Annotated in this window: 25 protein-coding genes and 1 pseudogene; 8 read left to right on the forward strand and 18 right to left on the reverse strand. The window is 65.7% G+C overall.

All coding sequences use genetic code 11. The features are described 5' to 3' along the window. Positions 1–61: 61 nt before the first annotated feature. Both AC13F7_RS17280 and AC13F7_RS17285 read left to right on the forward strand, forming a co-directional pair. Positions 62–403: a type II toxin-antitoxin system prevent-host-death family antitoxin gene (locus AC13F7_RS17280; protein ID WP_179458839.1), complete on the forward strand. Its 342-nt coding sequence runs from the start codon at positions 62–64 to the stop codon at positions 401–403. Between the two features lie 3 nt (positions 404–406). Next, the gene (locus AC13F7_RS17285; protein ID WP_483002437.1) at positions 407–1030 is read left to right on the forward strand and encodes an ATPase; all 624 of its coding nucleotides are present in this window, start codon (positions 407–409) and stop codon (positions 1028–1030) included. A 33-nt stretch (positions 1031–1063) separates the two neighbouring features. On the opposite strand, the gene AC13F7_RS17290 is transcribed toward AC13F7_RS17285, so the two are convergent. The 4 genes from AC13F7_RS17290 to AC13F7_RS17305 all read right to left on the reverse strand — a co-directional run bounded on the left by AC13F7_RS17290 (position 1064) and on the right by AC13F7_RS17305 (position 4010). Next, positions 1064–2143, reverse strand: a complete 1080-nt coding sequence (locus AC13F7_RS17290; protein ID WP_483002438.1) for a catalase family protein — start codon at positions 2141–2143, stop codon at positions 1064–1066. An 83-nt stretch (positions 2144–2226) separates the two neighbouring features. Further along, complete coding sequence (locus AC13F7_RS17295) at positions 2227–2724, reverse strand: YciE/YciF ferroxidase family protein (protein ID WP_265308037.1); 498 nt, start codon at positions 2722–2724, stop codon at positions 2227–2229. Between the two features lie 90 nt (positions 2725–2814). Further along, positions 2815–3396, reverse strand: a complete 582-nt coding sequence (locus AC13F7_RS17300; RefSeq protein WP_483002539.1) for a M23 family metallopeptidase — start codon at positions 3394–3396, stop codon at positions 2815–2817. Then, the gene (locus tag AC13F7_RS17305; RefSeq protein WP_481467491.1) at positions 3390–4010 is read right to left on the reverse strand and encodes a DNA-3-methyladenine glycosylase; all 621 of its coding nucleotides are present in this window, start codon (positions 4008–4010) and stop codon (positions 3390–3392) included. Before AC13F7_RS17305 ends, AC13F7_RS17300 begins: the two co-directional genes overlap by 7 nt. A 179-nt stretch (positions 4011–4189) precedes the next feature. On the opposite strand from AC13F7_RS17305, the pseudogene xth reads away from it, so the two are divergent. Next, positions 4190–4981, forward strand: a pseudogene (gene xth, locus AC13F7_RS17310) (exodeoxyribonuclease III); the annotation flags it as partial. Between the two features lie 89 nt (positions 4982–5070). Further along, positions 5071–5868: an AraC family transcriptional regulator gene (locus AC13F7_RS17315; protein WP_481467490.1), complete on the forward strand. Its 798-nt coding sequence runs from the start codon at positions 5071–5073 to the stop codon at positions 5866–5868. 10 nt (positions 5869–5878) lie between these two features. Here AC13F7_RS17315 and AC13F7_RS17320 read toward each other — a convergent pair whose 3' ends face one another. Continuing rightward, positions 5879–7102, reverse strand: a complete 1224-nt coding sequence (locus tag AC13F7_RS17320) for an MFS transporter (protein ID WP_481467489.1) — start codon at positions 7100–7102, stop codon at positions 5879–5881. A gap of 229 nt (positions 7103–7331) precedes the next feature. On the opposite strand from AC13F7_RS17320, the gene AC13F7_RS17325 reads away from it, so the two are divergent. Both AC13F7_RS17325 and AC13F7_RS17330 read left to right on the forward strand, forming a co-directional pair. Further along, positions 7332–10727 carry an autotransporter family protein gene (locus AC13F7_RS17325; RefSeq protein WP_483002439.1) on the forward strand — a complete coding sequence of 1132 codons (3396 nt, stop codon included), beginning with the start codon at positions 7332–7334 and terminating at the stop codon, positions 10725–10727. Between the two features lie 213 nt (positions 10728–10940). After that, positions 10941–12392, forward strand: coding sequence for a serine hydrolase domain-containing protein (locus tag AC13F7_RS17330; protein ID WP_483002440.1), 1452 nt, complete (start codon positions 10941–10943; stop codon positions 12390–12392). Here the strand turns inward: AC13F7_RS17330 and AC13F7_RS17335 are convergent. The 9 genes from AC13F7_RS17335 to AC13F7_RS17375 form a co-directional block, all read right to left on the reverse strand. Then, positions 12331–13083 (reverse strand): sulfite exporter TauE/SafE family protein, encoded by a 753-nt coding sequence (locus AC13F7_RS17335; protein WP_483002441.1) that lies wholly within the window; start codon positions 13081–13083, stop codon positions 12331–12333. The genes AC13F7_RS17330 and AC13F7_RS17335 overlap by 62 nt on opposite strands. 9 nt (positions 13084–13092) lie before the next feature. Further along, positions 13093–14040 (reverse strand): prolyl aminopeptidase, encoded by a 948-nt coding sequence (gene pip, locus AC13F7_RS17340; RefSeq protein WP_483002442.1) that lies wholly within the window; start codon positions 14038–14040, stop codon positions 13093–13095. Between the two features lie 70 nt (positions 14041–14110). Then, positions 14111–14377: a hypothetical protein gene (locus AC13F7_RS17345; protein ID WP_346467039.1), complete on the reverse strand. Its 267-nt coding sequence runs from the start codon at positions 14375–14377 to the stop codon at positions 14111–14113. Continuing rightward, complete coding sequence (locus tag AC13F7_RS17350) at positions 14374–15720, reverse strand: TFIIB-type zinc ribbon-containing protein (RefSeq protein ID WP_483002443.1); 1347 nt, start codon at positions 15718–15720, stop codon at positions 14374–14376. Before AC13F7_RS17350 ends, AC13F7_RS17345 begins: the two co-directional genes overlap by 4 nt. Positions 15721–15741: 21 nt before the next feature. Further along, on the reverse strand, positions 15742–16881 hold the full coding sequence (locus AC13F7_RS17355; RefSeq protein WP_483002444.1) for an SPFH domain-containing protein: 1140 nt from the start codon (positions 16879–16881) through the stop codon (positions 15742–15744). 125 nt (positions 16882–17006) lie between these two features. Beyond that, positions 17007–17285 carry a hypothetical protein gene (locus AC13F7_RS17360; RefSeq protein WP_481467477.1) on the reverse strand — a complete coding sequence of 93 codons (279 nt, stop codon included), beginning with the start codon at positions 17283–17285 and terminating at the stop codon, positions 17007–17009. 130 nt (positions 17286–17415) lie between these two features. After that, entirely contained in the window at positions 17416–17799 is a 384-nt protein-coding gene (locus tag AC13F7_RS17365; RefSeq protein ID WP_483002445.1) for a nuclear transport factor 2 family protein, read from the reverse strand. 49 nt (positions 17800–17848) lie between these two features. Then, positions 17849–18952: an alkene reductase gene (locus AC13F7_RS17370; RefSeq protein WP_483002446.1), complete on the reverse strand. Its 1104-nt coding sequence runs from the start codon at positions 18950–18952 to the stop codon at positions 17849–17851. 53 nt (positions 18953–19005) lie between these two features. Beyond that, positions 19006–19587, reverse strand: a complete 582-nt coding sequence (locus AC13F7_RS17375; protein WP_483002447.1) for a TetR/AcrR family transcriptional regulator — start codon at positions 19585–19587, stop codon at positions 19006–19008. A gap of 273 nt (positions 19588–19860) precedes the next feature. Between AC13F7_RS17375 and AC13F7_RS17380 the strand changes: the two genes are divergently transcribed. After that, positions 19861–20487, forward strand: coding sequence for a sigma-70 family RNA polymerase sigma factor (locus AC13F7_RS17380; RefSeq protein ID WP_483002448.1), 627 nt, complete (start codon positions 19861–19863; stop codon positions 20485–20487). Further along, positions 20484–21158 (forward strand): ChrR family anti-sigma-E factor, encoded by a 675-nt coding sequence (locus AC13F7_RS17385; RefSeq protein ID WP_483002449.1) that lies wholly within the window; start codon positions 20484–20486, stop codon positions 21156–21158. Before AC13F7_RS17380 ends, AC13F7_RS17385 begins: the two co-directional genes overlap by 4 nt. Before the next feature lie 65 nt (positions 21159–21223). On the opposite strand, the gene AC13F7_RS17390 is transcribed toward AC13F7_RS17385, so the two are convergent. The 4 genes from AC13F7_RS17390 to AC13F7_RS17405 form a co-directional block, all read right to left on the reverse strand. After that, on the reverse strand, positions 21224–22996 hold the full coding sequence (locus tag AC13F7_RS17390; RefSeq protein ID WP_483002450.1) for an EAL domain-containing protein: 1773 nt from the start codon (positions 22994–22996) through the stop codon (positions 21224–21226). Between the two features lie 124 nt (positions 22997–23120). Then, complete coding sequence (locus AC13F7_RS17395; protein WP_483002451.1) at positions 23121–24740, reverse strand: SDR family NAD(P)-dependent oxidoreductase; 1620 nt, start codon at positions 24738–24740, stop codon at positions 23121–23123. Positions 24741–24868: 128 nt separating this feature from the next. After that, a complete protein-coding gene (locus AC13F7_RS17400; protein WP_481467467.1) occupies positions 24869–25060 on the reverse strand; it encodes a hypothetical protein in 192 nt (63 codons plus the stop codon). A 6-nt stretch (positions 25061–25066) separates the two neighbouring features. Further along, positions 25067–25318 carry a hypothetical protein gene (locus AC13F7_RS17405; RefSeq protein ID WP_481467465.1) on the reverse strand — a complete coding sequence of 84 codons (252 nt, stop codon included), beginning with the start codon at positions 25316–25318 and terminating at the stop codon, positions 25067–25069. Positions 25319–25468 lie beyond the last annotated feature (150 nt).

Genomic DNA, 25468 nt, shown 5'->3' on the forward strand with positions numbered 1-25468 from the left:
GGATTTATGTCCAATTTGGCCAGAAGGGGTATAGTAGGGCCATCCCGTACTGGAGCGTGCCATGACCCTGCCACTGGATCTGCCCGGCCTTGAAAAGGCCACGGCGTCGTCGGTGAAAACCCGCGGCTGGCCCAGCCTGATGCGGACCGTTCGGGAGAAACAGGCCTTGGTGATCACCAACCACAATCACCCCGAAGCGGTGATCGTGGACATCAAGACCTACCAGGAGCTGCTGGCCAAGGCCGCTGGTGGCGACGCCGATGAGCGTCTGGGCGAGCTGGAACGGCTGCGTGCCGCGTTCGATACCACGCTGGCCAGCCTGGGCCGCGATGGCGGGCTGGGCAAGGTGCTGGGTCAGCCGATCCGCCGTGGCCGCAAGGTCGCCCTCGGCAGCCCCCTCTGACCGATGGGGCGCATTCTGGTCCTGGCCGGCGTCAATGGTGCCGGCAAGAGTTCGCTGCTGGGCATGTGGCTGGAAGAAGAAGGCCTGACCTGGTTCAACCCGGATACGTTCACCCGGCGCCTGGTGGAGACTGGCTGGTCGCTGGGCGAGGCCAATGCTGCGGCCTGGAACGAGGGCGCGCGTCGGCTGCGGCAGGCGATGGACGAGGGCACCGACTTCGCGTTTGAAACCACCTTGGGCGGCAATACGATTCCGCGCCTGCTACGCGAAGCCTGCGACCGGCACGACGTGGCGATCTGGTTCTGCGGCCTGCAGAGCGTGGAACTTCATATGGAACGTGTCGCGGCACGGGTCAGCCGCGGCGGACATGACATTTCCGCCGACAAGATCCGCGCCCGCTACGATTCCTCCCGTGAGAACCTCTTGGCGCTGTTGCCGCATCTGGCCGAGCTGCATGTCTACGACAACAGTGCGCCGGCCGACGCCGATGGCGCCGAGCCGTTGCCGGTGCTGCAATTGGACCGCACCGGACTGCACTATCCGGCCTCGGCGATCGAGCTGCTGCAGACGCCTGACTGGGCCAAGCCGATCGTGATGCGCGCCATGGAGCTGCATGGCATCCGGTGAGGCAACACCTCGCGGCTGCGCCTGAAGGCGGCCTCAGCCCACCGGCTCGTGGATCGGACACCCATTGAACCGCGAGCGGAATTGACGTGAGGCAGCCATCACCACGCGGCGCGCGCGGTTCAACCCGCCGAGCGGACGATGCTCGGCCAACGCATGCCATGGTGCGAACGCCAGTGCATCCTCGATGCCGGGAGAGGTATCAGGCTGCCACGCCTTCTGCTGCGCCACGCTCAGGCGTGCGACCGGCAGGAACGGGCTGTCCGCCTCGGGCCACACTACCGATGCGTCCTCGATCGGCATCTGCTCCACGTCGCGGCACAACTGCACGCGCAGTTCCCATTCCACTGGATTGGGAAGATCGGTGAAGAAGGTGACCACCGCCTCGCGCTGCGCGTCGGCGTCCGAGCCGATCTTGTCCCCGGTCAGCGCGAGCAGGTCGGGTGAGATCGGGGCCAGCGAGAACTTGGCCATGTACGGGCCGTAGAGGAACGGTACCTGACTGAAGAAGGTCTCGCCCAATGGATGATGCTGCGGCTCGCCGCCCATGCCCTTCAATGTGGCGCTTTGCCCGCCGACTGCCTCCAGCGCCGCCTCGGCGCCACGCAGCGTGGCCGAAATCATCCGCTTGGTGCGCGGCATCCGCTCGGTGGTGGCGGCCAGCAGCTTGGCTGAGCGCAGGAAGCCGGCCACGCCCGGCGTGTTGAACGCTGGTCCATTGACCATCAGGAAATCCTGCGTGTGTTCTTCCTCGGCGCCTTCCGCGCGGGGCCCGTCCACGCCAATGACTTTGAGCGCCATCGCCCGCGGGGTGGAGACCGAATCCGGAAGCTGCTCAGCCGGCGGCGACGACAGGCGAACCAGCGCGTCGTAGCTGCCAGGCCGCGCAAAAAGACCGTGGCGCAGCTCTGCAGGCAACCCATCCAACACCCGCAGCCGCCCCTTCAGCAGGCCCTGGCCTTTGGCATGCACCGCGCGGTGCGCATGACCTTCCTGCTCGGCAACGGTCAGCGCCATCCGCGCGAATACCTCGGCCAGCTCATGGATGTGCGTCGCTTCCTCCGCGTCTGCATGTTCGAGGGAGGCGTGGTAGAGAACGGGTGGGCGCAGCGACATGAGGGCTCCTGTGGGGTCAAGGGCAACAACGAACAACGCGCTGCGCGGGGAGTCCGGCTCCCCGGCAGCGACTTCCATCGACATCAGGCTGCAGCAGCCTTTGCATTGCCACCACCGGCCAGGGCCAGCAGGGTGAGCTTTTCGTCGGTGGCCTTCTCTTCCTCCAACGTTTCCAGCAGCAACGGTACAGCCGCCTTGTAACCCAGTTGCTTGGCCATCGCGGCGATGGTGCCGTAGGAGGCGATTTCGTAGTGCTCCACTTTCTGCGCACCACCGATCAGCGCGGCATCGCGCACCGGGCCTTCCTCAATGCTGTCGATGGCCTCCTTGCCTTCTTCGACCAGGCCCTCCATCGCGGCACATTTGATCCGCTTGAGCCGGATACCCAGCAGTTCGACCACCTGATCGATGCGCTCGATCTGACCCTGGGTTTCTTCCAGGTGCAGGGTGAAGGCGGCGGCGAGGTCTGGATTGGACGCGGCGCGTGCGAGCTTCGGCAGCGCCTTGGTAAGCTGCTTTTCTGCGCTGTAGATATCCGAGAGCTCGTGGATGAACAGGTCTTCTGCGGTCTTGATCGCCATGGAGGTACTGCCGGTAGGTGGTGAGCCACCGACGCTAGGCGCATCGGTGTTAGTCCAGCGCGCGTTGTTGTGAAGGGGGCCTGCACGCCGTCAGGGCGCATCCCGCCATGCCTTCAGGAGTGGCAGCGGATCGTAGGCGCCGTCGGTACCGTAGATACCCCAATGCAGATGCGGCGGCGTGCCCTTGGCATTGCCGGTGTCGCCGACATAGCCCAGCACCGTGCCTTGCTCGATGACCTGACCTCGTTCCAATCCTTCACGCCAGTCGTCCAGGTGGGCGTAGTAGTAGCGCTCGCGCGCCGGGCCCATCACCCACACCTGACGCCCACCCAGGCCACCCTCGCGAATATCCGTGACGATGCCCGGTGTGGCGCTGCGCACCTCGGTGCCGCGTTTGGCGAAGATGTCGACACCGGCATGCGTGCGGTCACGGCCACGGGGAGCGCCGAACGTATCGGCCACCTGTCGTGCCGAAACCCCGGCCACGGGAACGGGCAGGGCGGTCGGTGCTGGCATCTGCGACAGGCGCCAGAGCGCCCGGGGCGATTCGGCGATGGGGCTGTTCCACAGCACGCCTGCCACCACGATGCAGACGACAAGAATGAACACGCGCACGAGCCAGCGTCGTACGCGGCGGGCCGGAGAGGTGGCCGATAGCGGGGATTTCACGATAGGGTCCCGCCCGTCTTCTTCGCCCCGGTGCGTCCCGACACATGCAGGTGCGCCGGCACGTGCCAGCGCCACGGAAAGTCGATTGCCTTGGTGATGCCGATCCGTGGCCCGACCACCGGGGCCTCCGGTGGCGCCATGCCATCGGACACGAGGCGGATGCCACGGTCATTGCGCACCAGATCCGCGCCATCCAAGGCCTTGGTGATGCCCATCGCCTGCGACAACCGCCCCGGCCCGCTGGCTAGGTCACGCTCACGCTTGATTGCCGGGCGCGCCTCGCGGATCAGCTCCAGCCCGGCGACCGGCTCCAGGGCGCGCAGCAGTACGCCCCAGCCCTGGCCGACGTCACCACACACTGCGTTCGAGCCCCAATGCATGCCGTAGCTGAAATACACGTACAGATGCCCGGCTTCACCGAACATCGTGGCGGTGCGCGGGGTCATGCCACGATAGGAATGCGCGGCCGGATCCTGCTCACCTGCATACGCTTCCACCTCCACGATGCGGCCTGCGCGACCGTCATCGCGCACCAGCAGCTTGTTGAGCAGCTCGGGCGCCACCTCGGCGGGGTGGCGCTGGTAAAAGCGCCGCGGCAGCACCTTCCAGGTTTTCATGATCCTCCGCGCAATGGATGCACCTTACCGGTCCGAAACGAGGGCTTACTGTGACGCGACAAGGGTCAATGCACGATCAACGCGCCGCCATCGTCACGCCATGCTCGCCCGGCACTCGCGCCAGGTTGATTGATGCAGGGCAATCCTCAAGGTCTGTGACCGCCGCGATGAAGCGCGCCATGCCCACCAGAAAGCGCCTGAAAATCGTGACCTTCAACGTCAACGGCGTGCTGACCCGGCTGCCGCATCTGCTCGCATGGCTGGCGCGCGAACAACCGGACATCGTAGCGTTGCAGGAACTCAAGGCGACGCAGGAAGCCTTTCCGGAAGCGGCCATCCGCGACGCTGGATACGGCTGCATCTGGCAGGGGCAGCGCTCGTGGAACGGCGTTGCGCTGCTGGCCCGTGGGCAGGACCCGATCGAAAGCCGCCGCGGGTTGCCCGGGGATCCCAAAGATGATCAGAGTCGTTATCTGGAAGCGGCAGCGCATGGTGTGATCGTGGGCGGTCTGTACCTACCCAACGGCAATCCGCGGCCGGGGCCCAAGTTCGATTACAAGCTGACGTGGATGCAACGCCTGCATCGGCACGCGAAAAGCCTGGTCGCGCTGCCGCACCCGGTCGCGTTGATCGGCGATTTCAACGTCGTGCCCACGGATGCGGATATCTACGACCCCAAATCGTGGCGCAAGGACGCGCTGCTGCAGCCCGAGGTCCGCGAGGCCTACCGGGCGCTGCTCGACCAGGGCTGGACCGACAGCCTGCGCGCCGTGCATGGCGATGCCCAGATCTTCACCTTCTGGGACTACTTCCGTGAACACTTCGCCCGCGGCCGCGGGCTACGCATCGATCATCTGCTGCTCAATCCGGTGCTTGCGCCTCTCCTCAAGGACGCAGGCGTTGACAGTTGGGTGCGGGCGCTGGAAAAGCCCAGCGATCACGCGCCGACCTGGATCGAGGTACTGGCGCCGCCGAAGCCCCGATAGCCGTAGCGGACCGATATCGAAAACACCCCTGACGCGGTAGAGTCGTCCGGCAGGCCGTTTGCGAGGGTATTGCCATGCCATATCGGAAAAGAGACATCGCCGCGGGTGTCGGCGAAGGCAAGCGGCTGCCTGCCGGTCCAGAGACCCCCGTGTTCTGCCGAGCGCGTGAGTATCCCGCCGGAACGATCATCGCCCTGCATCATCATCCAGACCGCCATCAGCTGGTCTATGCCGAAACCGGCGTGCTGGTGGTCCAGGCCGGGGCGGGGCGCTGGGTCGTCCCGAGCACGCGCGCGATCTGGATCCCGGCCGGCATGGGGCACAAGGTCAGTTGCATCGGCGCGGTCGGCATGCGCAGCCTGTACATCCTGCCGCAGGCGATTGCCCAGCCGCCGGCCAGTGCGTCGACGGTCTCGGTCACGCCTTTGCTGGCGGCCCTGATCCACGCGGCGATGGATGTCGCCGCACCGTACCAGGCCGATTCGCGCGATGGCAGGCTGATGCAATTGATCCTGGATGAGCTGCAGCTGCTGCCGGTACTGCCGCTGCATCTGCCGCAGCCGACCGACCCACGTCTGCAGGTCATCGGTCAGCAGCTGGAGTCCACGCCTGACGACCCATCCACGCTGCAGGACTGGGCCCGGCGTCTGGGCGTGGACGTCAAAACCATCCAGCGCCTGTGCGCGCGCGAGCTGGGCATGACCTTCGGGCAATGGCGGCAACAGGCGCGGCTGCTGCGCGCATTGGAACAGTTGGCGCACGGTGAGAAGGTGATCGACGTGGCGCTCGCGCTGGGCTATGCCAGTCCGAGCGCCTTTACCGCGATGTTCAAGAAGCGCTTCGGACAGCTGCCGAGTCAGTTCTTCCACTGAGCCAGAGGCTTCAGTGCATGTTCGTCTTCGGCAGGAACGCCGTCGCCAGCCCGAGCAGCGGCAGGTACGAGGTGAAGTGGTAGACCCACACGATCCCATGCACGTCCGCCAGGTTGCCCAGCCCGGCCGCGCCGATACCGCCGATACCGAACATCAGGCCGAACATCAATCCCGACACCATGCCCACACGGCCCGGCACTGCTTCCTGCGCGTACACCACCAGCGCAGCGAACGCCGAGGACATCACCAGTCCGATCACCACCGCCAGCACCGCCGTGCCCATCAGGTTGGCGTAGGGCAGGGCGAGCGCGAAGGGTGCAACGCCCAGGAACGATATCCAGATCACCGCCTTGCGCCCGATGCGGTCGCCGACCGGTCCACCGATGAAGGTGCCCAGCGCGACCGAGGCCAGGAAGATGAAGAGGTACATCTGGCTCTGCTGCACGGTCAGGCCGAAGCGCTCGATCAGATAGAAGGTGAAGTAGTTGGTGAACGAGGCGATGTAGACGAACTTGGCGAACATCAGCACCGCGATCACGGCGATGGCCTGGATCACCTTGCCGCGGCTCAGCCCGACGCCATGGCCCGTGGCCAACCGTTTCATCTTGGCCTGGCCGTGGTGGATGGTCCAACCGGTGAGGCGGAACAGCACCCAGATCGCCAGCGCCGCCGCCAGCATGAACCACGCGATTGCGCGCTGCCCGTGCGGGATCACGATGGCCGCCGCCAGCAGCGGGCCGATCGCCGAGCCGGTATTGCCGCCAACCTGGAAGGTGGACTGCGCCGTGCCGAAACGACCGCCCGAGGCCATCCGTGCCACGCGTGAGGCTTCCGGGTGGAAGGTGGCCGACCCGATGCCAACGATGGCCGCGGCGATGAGCAGCGTTTCGTAGCGGGTCGCCAGCGCCATCAGCGCGATGCCGATAAAGGTAGCGACCATCCCTGAGGGCAGCAGATACGGCAGCGGCCGCTTGTCGGTGTACATGCCCACCCACGGCTGCAGCAGCGAGGCGGTGACCTGGTACACCAGGCCGATGATGCCGATCTGGCCGAAAGTGAGCGAGAACTGGCTTTTGAACATCGGATAGACCGCCGGCAGCACGGCCTGGATCATGTCGTTGAGCAGGTGGGCGAAGGCCGCGGCGCCGACGATGCGCACCGCGAAGCCCTGGTTCGGGGCGGGGCTGAGGGGTTCGGCCGGAATCACGGGCGGCGCAACGGTTTCAGGTGGCATGAGGGCACGATCAGGAACGGGGGAGCCCAGGCGCGCTGGCTACGCTGCAGCTGCGAGGGGAGGCAGGATGCGTAGCGTAGGCCCGAGTCCGGGTCCCGTCTCTCGCGAATTGGGCATCCGTCGTCGCGTTCAGGACATCGATGCGGCTGTGGATTTGCAACTAATTGCATATCCGCAGCAAGGCAGCGCTCCTAAAGTCGCCGGCTACATAGTGACCGGCTATTCCTGCATGACCTCTCGCGCCCCCCGCCCCCTGAACCGTCTGCGCCCCCTTTCGCTCGCCATCGCGGTGGCCTGTACGTGCAGCGCGCCCGTCCTGGCGCAGAGTCTGGGGCCGGTGGTCGCCGATGGTCACCAGCTCGACGTCATCGCCGGCAGCTATGCGTCGACCGATGACGGCGTTGCCGGACATGTCTTCCACGCCCTCAACGGGGGCAGCATCGGCTCCGGCGGGCCCGTATCGCTCAACGCCATCGGTGCCAATACGGCCGCGGCCCGCGCCGAAAGTGCAGGCACGCTCGTCTTCGCTGCGGGTGACATCACCACCTCGGGGGCCAGTGCGGTTGGGCTTTCTGTCGCCACAGGCGGCCGCATCGAGCTGCAGGCCGACGCCGCCGGGCAGGGCACGACAGTAACCACCCGCGGTCTGCGCAGCACCGCAGCCCAGATCGATGCGGGCACCCTGGTGATGCGCAATGCGACGCTGGAGACCTCCGGTGATGGCTCGCACGGGCTGGTGGCCACCGGCAATGCGCAGGTGGACATGGTCGGTGGACGCATCCAGACCGCCGGGGGCGAGTCACACGCGGTGATGGCAGACAACGGTGTGGTGACACTGCGCGATGCGCAGATCCAGACTGGCTCCTTCAGATCCGATGGTCTGTATGCGCTCAATGGTGGGCGCATAGAGGGTGACAATCTGGACGTCAGCGCCGAGGGCTATGGCAGCGCGGCGGCCCGGGTTCACGTTGGCTCCGCCTTGTCGCTGATCAACAGCCGCATCCGCACCCAAGGCGATGACGCCGCGGGAGTTGCTGGCGGCGGTGCCGTCACGCTGATCGATTCCGACATCCATGTCTCCGGGAGCCAGTCCCGCGCTGTTGTGCTCAGCGGTGGCACGTTGCGAATCGAGAACAGCAAACTGCGCTCGGACCACGAGCGCAGCACGGGCGTATTCCTGTGGGCCAACAACCAGGTCGACATCATCGGGACGACGATCACCGCGGGCACCGACGGCATCAACGTCAACGGCGATGGCAGCGATGTACGGCTGAGCGACGTGGACATCACCACGGACGGCTTCATCGGCACGGGCATCTGGTTGCCCAGTGAATCCACGTTGACTATGCAGGGTGGCAGCATCACCACTCGCAGCGATGCGGGCGTGGGCATCGACAGCCGCGAAGGCCTTGCGACGCTGGATGGTCTGACGATGCGCACCGGTGGCGCCTCGGCACACGGTCTTTATGCATCCCAGGACACTGGCGGGCGGCGGCCGGTCTTCGAAGCCGATCGCGTCGACGTCACCACCACCGGCGCCGGCAGCATCGGCGCTATCGCACGTCTTGGTGGTGCCGTGCACGTGCGCGACAGCAGCGTCTTGACCACCGGCACCAAGGGGTACGGCGTGCTCAGTGGTGGCCCGGGAGAGTTGACACTTCACAACACCCACGTGCGCACACAGGGAATGGATGCATATGCCGGCGTGGTCAATGCCAACGGCCGGCTCGACATCGATGGCGGCTCGCTGATCAGTGAGCGGCATGCCGCGTTGTGGGTGCGCACCGCACGCGAGGTGACGGTACGCAACGGCGCCCGGCTGATCGGCGGCAATGGCACGCTGATGGCGGTGGATGCGGCGTTTGCCAGCCCGTTCGAGCTCCGCCTGGATCAGGATGCCCATGCGCAGGGCGATATCGTGATCACCCCGGAGGACATCGCCGCTGGCATCCCCGTCGTGGCCGACATCCGCGTGCGCCTCAACGGCCGCTCGCACTGGGTGGGTGCCAGCTCGGTAGTCAACCAGGTGGCACTGTCCGACGACAGCCGCTGGACCCTGACCGGTGACGCCAGCGTAGGCCAGCTGAGCCTGCACGACAGCACCCTGGCCTTGTCGGCAGCGGGCAGCACGACATTCAACCGACTCACTGTGTCCGGCGACGTTGATGCAAGCAACGCGCTGCTGATTTTCAATGGGGCGCTGGGCGATGACAGCTCCCGGATCGACTTCCTGCACGTGCGCGGCGATACCCGTGGCAGCGCCGGCATCCAGGTCAACAATGTGCATGGTCTGGGCGCGCAGACGACCAACGGCATCCAGTTGATCCAGGTCGATGGCCAGTCCGATGCGGTCTACACCCTGAGTGGGCGCGCTGTGGCGGGCAGCTACGATTATTTCCTGCACAAGGGCGGTGTCACCGCGCCTGGCGATGGCGGTTGGTACCTGCGTTCTGCGCTGTCGCCGACCCCGCCGGACCCGTGCGATCTCGACCCCAACGGCCCCGGCTGTGCCGAGCCGCCGCCGCCGCCGCCGCCGCCGGCGCCGTGTGAGCTCGACCCGGCCGGCCCTGGCTGCATCGGACCGGCACCAGAGCCCTGCGAGACCGATCCCGCGGGTCCGGGCTGCGGCATCATTCCACCCGATCCTTGCGAGGCCGCGGAAGGCGATGCCGACTGCAATCGCCCACGCCCGCCGCAGATCGTGCGGCCTGAGGCTGGTGCCTACCTGGCCAACCAGGCGGCCGCCGTGTCCCTGTTCCAGCACCGGCTGCAGGACCGCGATGGCGCTGACACCATGGCCGGCGCACGCGGTGACGGTTGGCTGCGCGTCAGCAGCAGCCACACGCGGCAGGATGTCGCCGGTCAGCTTGCGCTGACGGGGCGTGCGTCGGTACTGATGGGAGGTATGGATGTATTGCACTGGGGCGGAGCCAGCCAGGGCCGCGCCGGTGTATTGCTGGCCGCCGGGCAGTCCTCGAGCGATGTGCAGTCGCAGCTGAGTGGTTACACCGCGACGGGCACGGTAAAGGGCGCCGCGTTGGGAATCTACGCTACGTGGCTGCAGCGTCCGGACGAAGGAACGGGGGCCTATGCCGATGGCTGGATCCAGCATGGCCGCTACCGCAACACCGTGCAGGGGATCGGGCTGGCGAAGGAGCACCAGGATGCCCAGACGCAGGCCGCCTCGCTTGAGACGGGCTACACGTGGGCACTGCGCACGCGAAGCGGGGCCCAACTGATGGTGCAGCCGCAACTGCAGGTCATCCATACCGACTACCGCGCCGACCATCTTACCGAGCTCAACGGCACCCAGGTGTCCACCGCTGCCGCAGGTGGGCTTTCCTCGCGGATGGGTATACGCCTGAGCGGCGACGTACGCAGCGAGGATCGTCGCGTGCAGCCGTTCATTGCTGCGCACTGGCTGCACGAAAGCGGCGGCAACCGCGTCTGGATGGACGATGCGCTGATCGAAGGCGCGGTGGCGAAGAACCGTTACGAAGTGCGTGGCGGCGCGATGCTGCAGCTTGGGACGCGCTGGTCGGCATGGGGCGATCTTGGCCTGCAGCGTGGAGATGGCGGCTACCGCAGTGCGAGCGCACAGCTGGGGTTGAAAGCGAGCTGGTAAGCAACGGCAGTACGCCAAGGTCAGGGATCATGAGCAGCGTCTGGATCGGACTGGCTGCCGTGCTGGGCGGGTGGATGCTCGTCGCGGTGCGGTTGGACCCGTTGCTTGCCCGATGGATGCACATGCAGCGCGGATGAGGCGCCCGCATGCATAATCCACCCCACTAACGGGCGGCAGCTCAGTGGGCGGGAGGACAGGATGTTGTTGATCAGAATGCTCACCTTTGCGCTGCTGTTCTTCAGCGCCACCGCCTGGGCCGCTACACCGGCGGCCCCGGTTTCGGCCAAACAGATCTTCACCCGCTGGCTGGCCGCCTACAACGACGGCAATGGCGAAGCGCTGCAGGCGGTGTTGTCGACCTACGGAATCGACCACACCGCGCAGCGGTACCTGGACATCCGCGAGACCTTCGGCCCGTTCGAGGTGCTGACCACCACCCTGGACACACCCGATACCGTCGCGAGCATCGTGCGCGGCACATCGAGCGACCGCGGGGTGCTGATCACCGTGGCCATCGATCCTGCCAACAGACCGCGGCTCAAGACCTTGCAGCTGGAAGGCGTGGAGATACCCGTCGCCTTCAGGCCCGCGCGGCTTGAGATGCCCGCGCTCATGGCGCAGAGCCGTGCCCGTCTGGACACGCTGGCGGCACAGGACAAGCTCTCCGGCAGCTTTCTGCTGGCGCAGGACGGCAAGGTACTGATGGCGTGGCACGGCGGGCGGGCTAACCGGGAGGAGGGTATTCCGGTCGATAGCACCACGACGTTCCGGCTCGCCTCGTTGAACAAGATGTTCACCGCGGTGGCGATCCTGCAGTTGGCCGAGGCTGGCAAGCTGACACTGGACGATAGGATTGCCCAGCATCTGAAGCACTACCCCAATCCGGCCGTCGCCACCGGTGTCACGATCCGGCAGCTGCTCAACCACACCAGTGGCTTGGGAGAGATCTTCGACGAGGCGTTCGAGGCGCGGAAGGCATCGCTCAAGACGCTGGCCGACTATTGGCCCGTTTATGGCGCCGCGGCACCGGCCTTCAAACCCGGCACCCAGGACCAGTACTCCAACTACGGCTACATTCTGCTTGGCTCGATCATCGAGGCGGCGTCGGGACAGTCGTACGACGCCTACGTGGAACAGCACATCTTTGCGCGGGCGGGCATGACCTCCACGGGATCGGCGCCCGAGGCGACCCTGGTGCCAGGTCGCGCGGTGCCCTACACGCTGAGCGATGGCCGGTGGGTGCGCGAGACCAAGAGCCTGCCGTTGCGCGGTACGTCGGCGGGCGGTGGTTACAGCAACGCCCAGGATCTGCTCCGGTTCGCCGAGGCGTTGCGCAGTGGCCGGCTGATCCCGGCCGCGGCATGGAACGCGGCCACCTCACCGCAGAATACCAAGGGCTGGTACGGCTACGGTTTCATGGTCAGCGGCGAGGGAGAGCAGCACCAGTATGGCCACGAGGGTGGGGCGCCCGGTGCGAACGCCGCGCTCATCGTGCTGCCGAGCAACGGCTACGTGGTGATCGGGCTGAGCAATGTCGATCCCGATGCAATGGAGAACGTGGTCAACTTCGTCGGCAACCGTCTGCCCCTGTCGCAGCGCGGCCTCAGCGGCAGCCCAGCAGCGCCGGCAACGACGAGGCCAGCAACGCGATCCCGGACACGGTGAGCAGGCTGAGCACGATCTGCCGGAACCGCAGGTCGCTGATGCCGATGTAGAGGCGGGTGCCGAGCAGGGTTGGAATCAACATGGCTGGCGCGACGATGGCGAACATCGGCAGCATCTCGCGGGTCACGATGCCGGTGCCGACATAGGTGCCCATGGTCACCAGCAGCATGGACAGGTTGAAGTTCTGGACCACCGAGCGCTGCACGTCACGCTCGTAACCGCGCAGCGTGCACCACAGCGTCGGCAGGGTGCCGGTGAAGCCGCCCAGCCCACCCATGATGCCGCCGGCAAACCCGACCACGCCATCCGCTGCGCGCCCGCCCGCGGTGACACGCGGCAGCTGACGTGACAGCAGCATCGCCGGGCACCACAGCACCAGCAAGGTGCCCAGGATCGCCTTGAGCCAGTTCATGTCGAGCATGGGCAGCAGGTAGACACCCAGCGGAATGCCAGCCAGCCCACCCATGACAAAGGGCAGCAGGGTCTTCAGATTGAAGCCGCGGCGCACGGTGAAGGCCGCCAGCAGCTGGCCGGTCAGGGCGCCAAACACCGAGAGCGTGGCCGCAAGCTTCGGATCCAGCACCCAGGCCCAGAAGGACAGCGCCACCAGCCCGAACGCGAAGCCCGACAGTCCCTGCACAAAGCCCGCCACGATGGCGCCCAACGCCACCACCAGGTAGATCGAATCCACGATGACTCCTTACTGCGCGTCCGCGAAAGCATCCGTCGCGCGCACCAGAGCATCGGCGGTCGCCGGTTCCGTTGCGCTGTGACCGGACACCACCATCTGCAGCGAGGCTTCGGGCCAGGCACAGGCCAGGTCCCACGCGCTGCGCGCCGGGCAGATGATGTCGTAGCGGCCCTGAACGATCACGCCCGGCAGATGCCGGATGCGGTCGATATCGCGCAGCAGCTGCGCATGATCGAGGAAGGCATGGTTGCGGAAGTAATGCGCTTCGATGCGCGCCTTGGCCAGGGTGTGCAGTGGATCATCACCCGACACGGCGTCGACGTCGTGTTCCAGCGTGGCCGCGTGATCTTCCCACCCCAGCCAGGCCTGCGCGGCGGCGATGCGGGTCGCTTCGTCCGGGCTGTCCAGGCGACGCCAGTATGCGGCGATCATGTCGCCGCGTTCCTCTACAGGGATATGCGCCTCGTAGGCGGCCCAGCGCTCCGGGAACACCCAGCGCGCACCGCCGTCGGCCTCGGCGAACCAGCGGTTCTCTTCGGCGCGGCCGAGATAGACGCCGCGCACGATGATGCCGGTGGCGCGTTCTGGATGTGCCTGCGCGTACGCCAATGCCAGGGTCGAGCCCCAGGAACCGCCAAACACCAGCCAGCGCTCGATGCCGAGCAGGGTGCGGATCGTCTCGACATCCGCGACGAGGTGCTGCGTGGTGTTGTCGCGCAGTTCGCCGAACGGCATGGAGCGGCCGCTGCCGCGCTGGTCGATCAGGACGATGCGATAACGTGACGGGTCAAAGAAGCGCCGGTGGGTGGGCGATACGCCGGCACCCGGCCCGCCATGCAGGAACACCACCGGAATGCCGTCAGGAGCGCCGCATTCCTCGACAAACAACGTGTGCAGGTCATCGACCGCCACCTGATGGGTGCGGAAGGGTGTGATCGCCGGGTAGAGCGTGCGCATGGTAGGCGTCCTACGGAAAACTGACGCCACATGATACCGCTCGGGTTCGTCGGGCCGCGTCCGTGACGTGTCACAAAGGCGGCGGGCTTTCCCTGTCGCGCTGAACGCGTGTCCGGTACGCACGCACATTGTCGCCACGGATCCGCCGTTCCTGCGTGCCAGTGATGGTGTCGACCTTGCGATCCGCACCGGTCACCGGTTTGGCTTCGATGGTCGTTTCGTGCTCGAAGGCATGCGATTTGTCGGTATTCCGGTAATACCGGTACAACGCCCAGTACAACGCCGTTGCACCGGCGGGGCCGGCGGCAAGCAACCAGAGTCCACTGTCATCACTCATGCGGCAGCTACCAAGAAGAAGAGAACGAGGGCTTCAATGATCGTGCCGGTGGTGAGCGCGGCCAGCAGCAGCTTCCACTGCTGCACGGGCACGCTGCCCATGGTTTCACCGGTGCGGCCATTCACCGCGATGTAGTGCAGCATGCCGCCGTTGCGGCCCGGCTGGTGATACGAGTACAGCCACACCGGCAGGTACATGGAGACCCAGCGGGTGCCGTGCACATCCACCCGCTCGCGCTCCCAGCGCACACCGCGGTCGTACCGGCGTACCGAGCCTTCCACCTGCGCGCGGGCGATCGACAGCAGCTGATCTTCCAGGCGCGGGCGCAGCGTCTCGACGTCCACGTTGCGCTTTTCCGAGGTGAAACCGGCCAGATAGGAGGCGTTCCACTTCAGCGCATTTTTGGTGTCGAACGGCAGGATCGCGTTGATGATGTTGTTGGTGTTGGTCTGCGTATCGAGGTTGCCACGCTCGGCCGAGGATTCCATGGTGAGATCGTCCACGGTGAAATCCACCTGCCGGTCCACCTGGTAGATATCGGCGTCGTAGTAGGTTTTCTTGTTCTTCTCGGTGCCGCGGGTGTACTGCCGCGTCTGGATCTCGCCTTTGCCGGACACGCTGGCGCTGACATTGCTGTCCACGATCATGTAAGGCAGATAGACGCCGGTGACATTCTCCGGCGTGAACTGGTCCTTGAACGCCTTGAGCGCGAACAGGCGGCGCTTGTCCACGAACTGGCGGATCCGCGCGACCGCATCGTCCTTGCTGATATGGAACGGCAGTACCGCATCGGGCACCGCGCCGTTGGAGATCTGCTCGTTGACCCCGAACACATGGCGGCACCAGTGGCAGCGTGCGGTCATCGCACTTTCGGTGTTGATGGTGACTTCGGCGCCGCAACCGGTGCACTTGAAGCTCATCAGGCTGGCGGTATCGGCTTCGATGTCGCGTGCACCGGACGCAATGACCGTGCCGCGCAGCTGATCGATCCCTTCGCCAAACCCGAAGGCCTCCTCAACGCGGTCGCCATGCCATTCGTGACGGCAGAACTGGCAGATCAGCAGATCGCTACCCAGCTTGAGCCGGATATCGCTGGAGCCGCATTTCGGGCAGCGGTTGAGGCCATCCTTGAGCTCTGCCGCCGAGGTGTCCAGGCCGACCGGGTCCGGCGCCTGCACCTCATCACGGATGGGCTGGGGCAGGGTGGCTGGATCGACCGGGAAACTGCCCGGCAGTAGTGGCACATCCCGGGGCGAGCCCGGGCCGGTGACCGGCGCCGCCGGAGAGGGCGGCAACGGTGGCGGGACCGCCGGGATCGGCGGAGGCATCTTGGGGTCGGACATGGTGTCGGTGCGCTCGGTGTCTTACAGCCCCAGCGCCTTGGCCTTGAGCTTGTCGTAGTCGTCCTGGGTGATCAGACCGAGGTCCAGCATTTCCTTGGCCTTCTTCAGCTTCGCGACCGGATCATCCGCCGCCGGCGCGACCGGCTGCTGCATGCCGCCCACCCCGAGCATGCCCGAGGCCATGCCCACGCCGACCAGGCCGGCAGCACCGCCATTCTCGCCTGCCGACTGGATGCCTTGGGCGACACTGGCCTGCAGGTTGGAATTGCCACGTGAGCCGGCCAATGCATCGGCGCGCTGCACGGTCTTGAGCAGCTCGCGGGTGTTGGCGTCGTACTCGATCGAGACAATGGCGGTCTTGACGATGGCCAGGCCGCGGTCGGACTTCCACTGGTAACCCTGCTCGACGGCAGCGGACAGGCTCTGCGCAAAGCCGAGCGAATCCTGCTGCAGCTTGGTGATGCGGTTGCCCTTGCCCGGGTCGTTCGTATACAGGCTGAAGGCTGGCGCGAGCGAGCCCACCACTTCATTGAACAGCTGGCTGGCGGCCGCGTTGTCCAGATCGGTGAAGTCGAACACCTGGCCGGGCTGCAGGTAGCTGGCCGGCACAAAATTCTTCACGAACAGGATCGGATCGATGATCTTCAGCGTGTACGAGCCACGCGTGACCGCGCCGACCTGCGTGCCGAGGAAACCATCGTCCCAGTAGATTTCGGACTGCGTGCCGAAGCGGTTGTCCGGCAGCTCCTTCAGTGAGACGAAGAACGCCGCCTGCTGCGACCCCGGCTGGCCACCGAACTTGAAGCGTTCCCAGCTCTGCTTGATCAGCGGGCTGACGAACCCGTCGCCTGCGAAGATCGACTGCGAATTCAGATCATCCGAGCGCCATTCATAGCCGCCCGGTTCGGCCACGAAGCCGGTGATGGCACCGTCCTGCAACAGCAGCAGGCCGTACCCTTCGGGCACGACGATCTTCGAGCCGTTGGTGATGATGTTGGAGGAGGCGCTGGTGTTGGAGCCGCGCCCCGCATTGGTGCCACGCGGCACCGCCGCGAACAGCGCTGCCGTGGAGGGCAGGCCCGTCGGCACGGTGTAGAAATCCTTCCACTGGTCGGCCAGAACACCACCGACTGCCCCTGCCACTGCCTGACGAAGACCCATGACCCACTCCCTGCGATTCGTGGACGGGCACCGTGCCCATCGTGCTCACCGCACTATATCAGCAGCCAGTGCGCCGGTAGTGACCCAGGGCGGGCCAGGCAGCGTGTGCGGCCGCCCGGGGCCGATCAACCGGGCAGGTCGCACCTCAGCTTGCCGTCAACGTAGTACGGCTTGGGCACATTCGGGTTCTCGCTGGTCTTCTCGAAGACCACTTCGAACGAGTCCATATCCGGCGTGCCTTTGCGGTCAGTGCAGGCATCCTGCAGTTTCTTCTTCACCGCCGCGATACCTGCATCGCGATTGGCACCGTCGGCGCTGTTGGTGAGGTTGGCCACTTCGGCAAACGCCGCCGGACTGGCGGCGAGCAGGCAGCTTGCGAACATCGCGGCACACAGCGTCTTCATCAGCACTCCTTTCCATGATCGCGACCCATGACCGGTCGGGGAGGGTCAGCATAAAGAGCGTGGGTTAAGACCATGTCGCGTGGTGGATGTGCAGGCCATCGCGACGGCCTGCACGGTGTCTCTGCCCGATTCAGGCGCTGGGGTGTGTGTGGTAGATCTTGCTGACGACCGTCCAGCGACCCTCCACTTTCAGCAGATTGAAGAAATCCGTGAAGCGGAAGCCGGAGATGTCGTCGGTATCGACCCGGGCACTTGCCGCCGTGCCGACGATGTCGATGCGCGCGATCGCCGCCCGCGCCTCAGGCGAGGGACGAAATACCGTGTCGATCGTGTCGAACAGACCCTGGATGGGGCCGCCGACGAGTGCATTGTCTGCATCAACGCCGAAGATCGTGGCCTGCTCGCTGAAGGCAGGTTTCATGATGCTGCTCTGGGCCTGTTTGCCGCCCTCGTTGTACTGATTCAGTACGTCGACGATGGCGTTGTAGTCCTGCACGTAAGTCGGGTTGCTCATGGTGAATCCTCGTGGTGTTGGGGTGAGGCGTGGGGGAGGGGGCGCGCCATCATTCGGTGGCAGTGGGCCAGTCGGTGTAGCCCTTGGCGCCGCCGCCGTAATAGGACTCACGCGGTGCGACGGTCAGCTCCGTACCGCGGCGAAGGCGTTCGACGAGGTCCGGGTTCGAGATGAACAGCCGACCGAATGCGACCGCATCGATGCGGCCCTCGGCACGCCGCGAGATGGCCATCTCCAGGTCGTAGTTGTTGTTGCCGATGAAGGCGCCGTTGAACGTGGCACTCAAGGCATCCAGGTCGACGCCCTCCGGAACGCTGCGCGTGGTTGCGGTCGCGCCCTCGACAAAATGCAGATAGGCCAGGTTGAAGCGGTTCAACTGCGTGATGAGGTAGCCGTAAGTCGCCATGACGTCGCTGTCGGGCGGCGTGTTGCCCGCGTCCGGGGTGACGGGTGACAGACGGATGCCAACGCGGTCACTGCCCCAGATGTTCACGACCGCCTCGGTCACCTCCAGCGTCAGCTTGGCGCGGTTCTTGATCGAGCCACCGTAGCCATCGGTACGATGATTGGTGGAATCACGAAGGAACTGGTCCAGCAGATAGCTGTTGGCCGCATGGACTTCCACACCATCGAAGCCGGCGCGCTGTGCATTGCGGGCAGCCAGCTCGAACTGGGCAACGATCCCGGGGATCTCATCGGTCTCCAACGCGCGCGGCATCGAAACCGGCACGAAGCCATCGGCGGTGTAGGTGTCGCCCTCGGCCTTGATCGCCGACGGCGCGACCGGTGCCTGACCATCGGGCTGCAAAGCCACGCTGGAGAACCGCCCGACGTGCCAGAGCTGGCTGACGATCTTTCCGCCGGCGGCATGCACCGCATCGGTGACCTGTTTCCAGCCGGCTACCTGCGCATCGCTCCAGAGGCCGGGTGTGGCGGCATACCCGCGCCCCTGGGGTGAGATGTTGGTCGCCTCGGCGACGATCAACCCGGCACTGGCGCGCTGGGCGTAATACGTGGCGTGGAGCGCATTGGGAACACCGTCTTCGCCGTAGCGGCTGCGGGTGATCGGCGCCATGACGATACGGTTGGCCAGCTGGAGTGCACCCATGTGCGTGGGTGCGAAGAGGTCGGTACGGGACGTGGTGTCCTTCATCAGAATGAGCCTTTTATATGTGACCGGTCGTCTAGTAATTGGGTAAAACCAGGTCACGACAGCAGGGTGCGTGACGCGGCCAGTGCGGTGTCGAACGGGGCCGTGGAGTCGTTGAGCTTGGCCAGCAGCGAGGCGCCCAGCCACAGCTGATACAGCGATTCGGCGAGCTCCTGGGCCGGGACGGCCGGGGAGATCGAGCCATCGGTCTGACCGCGTGCGGCGCAACGGGTGATGCGCTGAATGATCGCGTCGGTGCCTCTTCTGAGTACCGTGCGCATGTCCTCGGACAGATCGCACATCTCCGGGCCGAGTTTGACCACCAGACACTTGTCGTCGGGGAAATCCGAGCCCTGCGTATCTTTCCAATACTGGAAGTACGCTACCAGGCGCTCAGCGCCGGCGCCCTCTGCGGTCAACAACCGATCGACCGTGGCCAGGTATGCGGAGAAGTACTCGTCCAGCAGGGCCAGGCCGAACTCTTCCTTGGATTTGAAGTAATAGTAGAACGAGCCCTTCGGCACCCCCGCAGCCGCGACGACCTCGGCCAGGCCCACGGCCGTATACCCCTTTCGGGTCATCAGCGCCCGGGTGACGTCGAGAATGTGCTGGCGCGTTTCGTGGGCGGGCTTCTTCATGGCCGTGACGATACGCTCAATCTGACCGGTCGTCTAGTTTCGTGAATGACCTGGACGGGCAAGCGTTCAGGCCCGCTCCAGCCGCGCATGGATCCGGCAGGTCCGCAATCATGACTGGCAGCGAGTCTTGTCCAGCCGGCCTTGGGATCGCGTGAAGCCACCGCGTCCACACCTGGCGCCCGCACGGCACGCAGGGGTTGCATCCAAACCGCGTGGCCGTCCGTACACACGTCCATGAAGCCCATGTCCCCGATCTGCCGGAACTCGCCTACGATGGACACTGACCCGTCCACCGCCAGGATGACGCCCTTCGAGGCAGCCCGGATGATTGCCGTTCCCGCTCAACCCGGCCCGGAGCTGAAAACCTGGGCGGCCGACATGGCCGGCGTCGCCACGTCGCGCGATCGAGAGTGCTTCATGCGCATCTACGATCACTTCATGCCGCGCCTGTGCCGCTACCTGAGTGGGCTGGGGGCGCCCGATGGTGTGGCCGAGGATCTGGCCCAGGAAGTGCTGCTGAAACTGTGGAACCGGGCCGACCTCTATGACCCGGCGCGCAGCAGCCTGGGCACGTGGCTCTATCGGGTGGCGCGCAATCTGCATATCGACCGGGTGCGTCGCGAACATATCTGGGTGCATGCCCACGAGGTGGTGGAGCAGGCGGCCGAGGAAGAGGACGGCGGCGGCTCGCTGGCCGAACGGCATACCGAGCACGTCAGGCTCAAGCAGCGGCTGGACGAACTGTCCGCAACGCAGGCCCGATTGATCCGGATGTCCTACTTCGAAGCCAAGACACACGCCGAGATCGCCAACGAGCTGCATATGCCACTGGGCACCGTGAAATCCCATATCCGACGCGCGTTTCTTCAGCTGCAGTCCTTGATGGGAGAGCGGCAGTGAACCCTCGTCACCATCTGGATCCGGCCACCGTCCTGGGCTTTGCCACCGGGACCTTGGCCCCGGAAATGTCTGTGGTCGCCGCTGCGCACCTGGAAGCCTGCGCGCACTGCCGGCAGCACCTGCGCTCGGCCGAACGGGTGGGCGGACTGCTGCTGGAGCAGCAATTGTCGCCGCCTTCCGCGGAGGATCGCCAGGCCGCACTGCGGCAGACCATGCTGGAGCGGCTGGATACTGACGTACCTGCGGGTGGCGTGCAGGACGAAACAGTGGCCCGCAGCGCCGCTGGTCACGACCCGGATCAACTCCCGGCCGCGCTGGCACCGCATTTCGGGACGTCCTACCGCTCGCTGAAATGGCGGTGGATGGCGCCGGGTGTCCACTGCATCCGTGCACCCGCGCACCCGTCGTTGATCATGCTCAAGATCGCCCCCGGCAAATGCCTGCCCATGCACAGCCATGGGAACAGCGAGCTGACCCAGATTCTGCGCGGCGCCTATGACGATTCACTGGGACATTTTGCCCCCGGCGATGTGGCCGATCTGGACAGCGACGTCGAGCATCAGCCCGTGACCACCCCCGGTGTCGCGTGCATCTGTGTGTCAGCGCTGGATGCGCCGCTGGTCTTCAGTGGATGGTTCGCGCGCAAGCTGCAGCAGGTGTTCAAACTCTGACCGTGTCTGGCGCACGCTGCCAGGCCGCATCGGAGTCCGGCGGCTGATCAACGCACCGTCTGCGGCTACCCGTTAGTCGCGGCCTGCTGGAAAAGCTGCATGACCGCCGCCGGCGCCATGGGTCGGGCAAGCAGGTAGCCCTGGACTTCGTCGATCCCCATGTCTGCCAGCGCGCCCATCTGCGCTTCCTGCTCAACCCCTTCGGCCACGGTGAGGTAGCCGAGCTCGTGGGCCAGGTGGTGGATGGCAGAGACCTTGGCGCGGGCGCGCGAGCTGCTGGCGATGCCATCGATCAGTGACTTGTCCAGCTTGACCGTGTGGATGGGAAGGTCGGACAGGTAGCTGAAATTGCTGTAGCCACTGCCGAAGTCATCGATCGCCACCGTGATGCCGGCCTGTGCCATCGCCGCAATGTGGGCGATGGCCGGAGACCCCGGACGCAGCCATTCGCCTTCGGTGATCTCCAGCTCGATCATCGAGAACGGCAGTGCCCTGTGCTCAAGCTTGCTGTGGATGTCCTGCCAGGCCGAGGCGTTGGACAGATAACTGCTGGACAGGTTGATCGAGACCGGAATGTCCTGCCCTTGGGCGCGCCACGCCCGGACCTGGTCCAGCGCCGTGTCCAGCACCCAGTTGGTCACCTCATCCATCAGTGCGGTCCGCTCGAAGACCGGAATGAACTCACCCGGGCTGATCGGCCCCAGAGTGGGGTGGCTCCACCGGATCAACGCTTCGGCCGAGACCGGGCGCCGACCGTCGAGAGTGAAGCGCGGCTGGTAGTCCAGATGGAAGTCGCCGTTCTGCAGGCCGCGTTCGGCATCCGAGGCCAAGCGGTACGCGCGGTGCATCGTGTCGTCGCGCTGTGCGGAGTACCAGCAGAGCGGCTGCCGCGCGTCGAACGCGCCCTGCATGCTCACCAGCAGCCGCCGCAACAGGTCGTGGCTGTCTTCTTCATCCGGATCGATCGCACAGATGCCAGCATGGAAACGGGGGGACATCGGGACCGCGGCGGCCATCAGCGGACGCAGCATGCGCGTTCTCAACTCCAGGACCAGCGCCTCGACCTGTGTCGCGGTGGGCAGGTCCACCACGAAGGCGAATCGCGTCACCCCCACGTGGTAGACCGTTGCCATGCCCCCCAGCGCGGCGCGCAGGCGGACACCGGCGCGCCGGATCAGGGTCTCCAGTGGGCGCAGGCCCAGGACCTGGCCCACCTGGTTGGCCCGCGGAATGTCCAGGATGTCCACGGCAACGGCATACGCCGTTCCTTCGGCGCAACGCGCGATGATCCCGGGCAGATCCGCATGGAACTGGTGCCGGCTTGGCAGGCCGCTGACCGGGTCCAGCCGACCGGACATCGCCCGCAACTCCAGCTGCGCGACCACCAGTTCGGCCAAGGTACTCAGTTGGTCCTGATCCCCCTTGTCGAACGTGCGCGGGCGCGTGTCCATGATGCACAAGGCCCCGATGGGTACGCCGTTCTTGGCCACCAGGGGGGCGCCGGCGTAGAAGCGCAGATATGGGCTGTGGGTGACCAGCGGATTCTCACGGAAGCGGGGGTCCTGCTGGAGATCCGGCACCACCAGCACGCCATCGGAAGTGACGGCGTGGGCGCATATCGAGGCGCGGATGTCGGTCTGCGCCATGGGCAGGCCGATCCGGGAAAGGAAGCGCTGCTCCACATCCCCGAGGATCGAGACGAATGCCACCGGGGCATCGAAGGTGTACCCGGCCAGTGCGGTGAGCCGGTCCAGCGCAGGCAAGGATGCCAGGCCATCGACCTGCATGGCACTGAGGACTGCACTGCGTTCGTCGCGTTGTGAGGTGGGGGGACTCATCGTGGGTCGACTTGGGGAAGGGAAGCCATGGCCGAAGCCGGAAAAGTGGGCCTCCTGTCCCTTGCCCCTCGAAACGGCGGCGTTCCATCCACGCTATACGGACGGAACACGCCCCTGGATGCGCTTACCAGTCGGTCGGCGCGTAGTCCTTCAGGAACTGGCCCCAGACATGTTCGCCGGTGTTGAACCCGTGGATGATCGGATCGACGATGCGCGCGGCGCCGTCGACGATATCCAGCGGCGGATGGAAGCGTTCTTCTTTCACCTTCTTGGCCGCGATATCCGCCGGATCCTCGTCGGTCACCCAGCCGGTGTCGACACTGTTCATGTGGATGCCGTCGTTCTGGTAATCGGCCGCCGAGGTGCGCGTCATCATGTTCAACGCGGCCTTGGCCATGTTGGTATGCGGGTGGCGGGTGGTCTTGAAGTTGCGGTAGAACTGCCCCTCCATCGCCGAAACGTTCACGATGTGCTTGTCACGCTCAGGCGTGCGCAGCATCAGCGGCTTCAGGCGCGCATTGATGATGAACGGCGCGATGGCGTTGACCAGCTGGGTTTCCAACAGCTCCACCGACGGCACTTCGGCCATCAGCATGCGCCAGGAGTTGCGACCGCGCAGATCCACCTGCTGCAGGTCCTGATCCAGCCGGCCATCCGGGAACAGATGCTGCTGGGCCACCAGTTCGTCGTCCAGCAGCGGCACCTGTGACAGCTCGGCGGCGCGGGTCAGGCCGTTGGCGGCGTTGAAATCACGCCCCTGGACCACCGGCAGCGCGGCCGAGGCAGTGGTGCCGAGCAGTTCGGCACTGCGCAGGCCCTCGTAATCGCCGATCAGCTTGCGCAGCGTCTCGGGCACCTCATGCAGCGCGGCGGTTTCGCCGGCCATCATGTGCGCATAGAACTGCGGCGGGCGGCGGACCGTCTGGCAGGCGTTGTTGATGATGAAATCCAGGCGCGAACGGGTGGCCAGAAGCTCGTTGCAGAACGCTTCGACGCTGGGCGTGTGGCGCAGGTCCAGACCGTACACCTGCAGGCGGTGACCCCACTGCGCGAAATCGGGCTCTTCGGCGTAGCGGGCCGCGGAGTCACGCGGGAAACGCGTGGTCACGATCAGCTCGGCACCGGCGCGCAGCAGCTTCAGACCCGCCTGGTAGCCGATCTTGACCCGGCCGCCGGTGAGCAGTGCGACGCGACCGGTGAGGTCGGCCGTCTCGGTGCGCTTGAAGAAGTTCAGCTCGGCACAGGCCGGGCACATCTGGTCATAGAAGTGGTGCAGCTGGGTGAACTTCTGCTTGCATACGTAGCAGTGGCGCAGCTCGGGGGAGTGCACTGGCGCCGGGGTGGCCTCCGCGTTCTCTCCGTTGGAAGCGTCATGCAGGCCGGCGGCGTGCGGGGGGAAGTAGTTCGGGGTGCTGAACACTGGCTTGCGGCGCAGCGCACGGATACCGGTCTGCTCCAGCAGCGCCTCGGCCTTGGCCACTTTCTCCTGATGGCGGGCCTTGGCCTGCTGCTTCAGCTTCGCCCGGCGGGCCTTGGGCTCGGGGTGATACACCTTGGCCACCACTTGGTGCAGGCGGACGCGATCAGCCTCGGGCAGCGTATCGAGCACGCTGCGGTCGGCTTCGATGGCCTCCAGCAGGTCCAGCGCGGTGCGCAGGCGGTCAGTCAGGGGCAGGTCGTCATCGGCAAGGGGCAGGGCGGTGGTATTCAATTCGGATCCGGGAGGCAGCAGGAAAACGGGCATGGGGCGCCGCGCGATGGCCCCGACGGGGCATCCGCCAGCAGCCCGGGGCTTACGGTGGGCCGCTATTGTCCCTGATCCTGCGTCTGCTTGCTTTCCCGTTGCCACCAACCTGAATGGAGCGCCGTCACTCAGTGCCCGAGTGACGCCTGAAGCGCTGTCGCCAGCGCCGCGTCACCGTTGACCAGCTCCGCCCATTTCAGGGTCACACCGTTCCGCTTGCCCTTGGGAACCAGCTTCAGCCCCTCCGGATCGAGGGTGAGTGTGTAGCACTCGTCGCCGATCTGGACTTCCCGGCGAAGCGGCTTATCGAGTGGCGTCATGACGACCTACCGCTTCGGTGGCGAGTCGCGCGTGGGCTCTGCCGGGGTTTCTGTGCCATGCCCGGAATCCTGCGCCTCGGAGGCCGCCGTTCCACTGCCACCGCCGGGCACGTTGCGCGAGGACGCGTCGCCCGCCGGTGCAGGTGCGGGTGCAGGCTGCTCGATGGTATCGGCGTGCTTGCCCTGATCGGTAGGCTCGGGCTGATTGCAGGCCGACAACGCCATCGCCACCAGGGCGCTGAACAATACGGTTCGCATGGCGACTCTCCGGAACTGAGACAGGCCAGCGTTGTAGCGCTGATGCCGTTCGTAGCACGTGAGTCTTCATTTATCACCCTGTGACGACACAAAAGGGGAGTACCCTTTCCGCCGTCGATGCTTAGCCGTTCCGTGGTCTGCGGGCGGGGA

Source organism: Stenotrophomonas sp. K-6, assembly GCF_056861555.1.

Coding starts and splice junctions, on each gene's coding strand:
- AC13F7_RS17380 (WP_483002448.1), top strand. CDS start 19,861: ATGGACACTGACCCGTCCACCGCCAGGATGACGCCCTTCGAGGCAGCC.
- AC13F7_RS17345 (WP_346467039.1), bottom strand. CDS start 14,377: ATGAGTGATGACAGTGGACTCTGGTTGCTTGCCGCCGGCCCCGCCGGT.
- AC13F7_RS17325 (WP_483002439.1), top strand. CDS start 7,332: ATGACCTCTCGCGCCCCCCGCCCCCTGAACCGTCTGCGCCCCCTTTCG.
- AC13F7_RS17350 (WP_483002443.1), bottom strand. CDS start 15,720: ATGTCCGACCCCAAGATGCCTCCGCCGATCCCGGCGGTCCCGCCACCG.
- AC13F7_RS17395 (WP_483002451.1), bottom strand. CDS start 24,740: ATGCCCGTTTTCCTGCTGCCTCCCGGATCCGAATTGAATACCACCGCC.
- AC13F7_RS17280 (WP_179458839.1), top strand. CDS start 62: ATGACCCTGCCACTGGATCTGCCCGGCCTTGAAAAGGCCACGGCGTCG.
- AC13F7_RS17285 (WP_483002437.1), top strand. CDS start 407: ATGGGGCGCATTCTGGTCCTGGCCGGCGTCAATGGTGCCGGCAAGAGT.
- pip (WP_483002442.1), bottom strand. CDS start 14,040: ATGCGCACGCTCTACCCGGCGATCACACCCTTCCGCACCCATCAGGTG.
- AC13F7_RS17370 (WP_483002446.1), bottom strand. CDS start 18,952: ATGAAGGACACCACGTCCCGTACCGACCTCTTCGCACCCACGCACATG.
- AC13F7_RS17305 (WP_481467491.1), bottom strand. CDS start 4,010: ATGAAAACCTGGAAGGTGCTGCCGCGGCGCTTTTACCAGCGCCACCCC.
- AC13F7_RS17360 (WP_481467477.1), bottom strand. CDS start 17,285: ATGAAGACGCTGTGTGCCGCGATGTTCGCAAGCTGCCTGCTCGCCGCC.
- AC13F7_RS17390 (WP_483002450.1), bottom strand. CDS start 22,996: ATGAGTCCCCCCACCTCACAACGCGACGAACGCAGTGCAGTCCTCAGT.
- AC13F7_RS17320 (WP_481467489.1), bottom strand. CDS start 7,102: ATGCCACCTGAAACCGTTGCGCCGCCCGTGATTCCGGCCGAACCCCTC.
- AC13F7_RS17375 (WP_483002447.1), bottom strand. CDS start 19,587: ATGAAGAAGCCCGCCCACGAAACGCGCCAGCACATTCTCGACGTCACC.
- AC13F7_RS17400 (WP_481467467.1), bottom strand. CDS start 25,060: ATGACGCCACTCGATAAGCCGCTTCGCCGGGAAGTCCAGATCGGCGAC.
- AC13F7_RS17365 (WP_483002445.1), bottom strand. CDS start 17,799: ATGAGCAACCCGACTTACGTGCAGGACTACAACGCCATCGTCGACGTA.
- AC13F7_RS17405 (WP_481467465.1), bottom strand. CDS start 25,318: ATGCGAACCGTATTGTTCAGCGCCCTGGTGGCGATGGCGTTGTCGGCC.
- AC13F7_RS17295 (WP_265308037.1), bottom strand. CDS start 2,724: ATGGCGATCAAGACCGCAGAAGACCTGTTCATCCACGAGCTCTCGGAT.
- AC13F7_RS17355 (WP_483002444.1), bottom strand. CDS start 16,881: ATGGGTCTTCGTCAGGCAGTGGCAGGGGCAGTCGGTGGTGTTCTGGCC.
- AC13F7_RS17290 (WP_483002438.1), bottom strand. CDS start 2,143: ATGTCGCTGCGCCCACCCGTTCTCTACCACGCCTCCCTCGAACATGCA.
- AC13F7_RS17315 (WP_481467490.1), top strand. CDS start 5,071: ATGCCATATCGGAAAAGAGACATCGCCGCGGGTGTCGGCGAAGGCAAG.
- AC13F7_RS17330 (WP_483002440.1), top strand. CDS start 10,941: ATGCTCACCTTTGCGCTGCTGTTCTTCAGCGCCACCGCCTGGGCCGCT.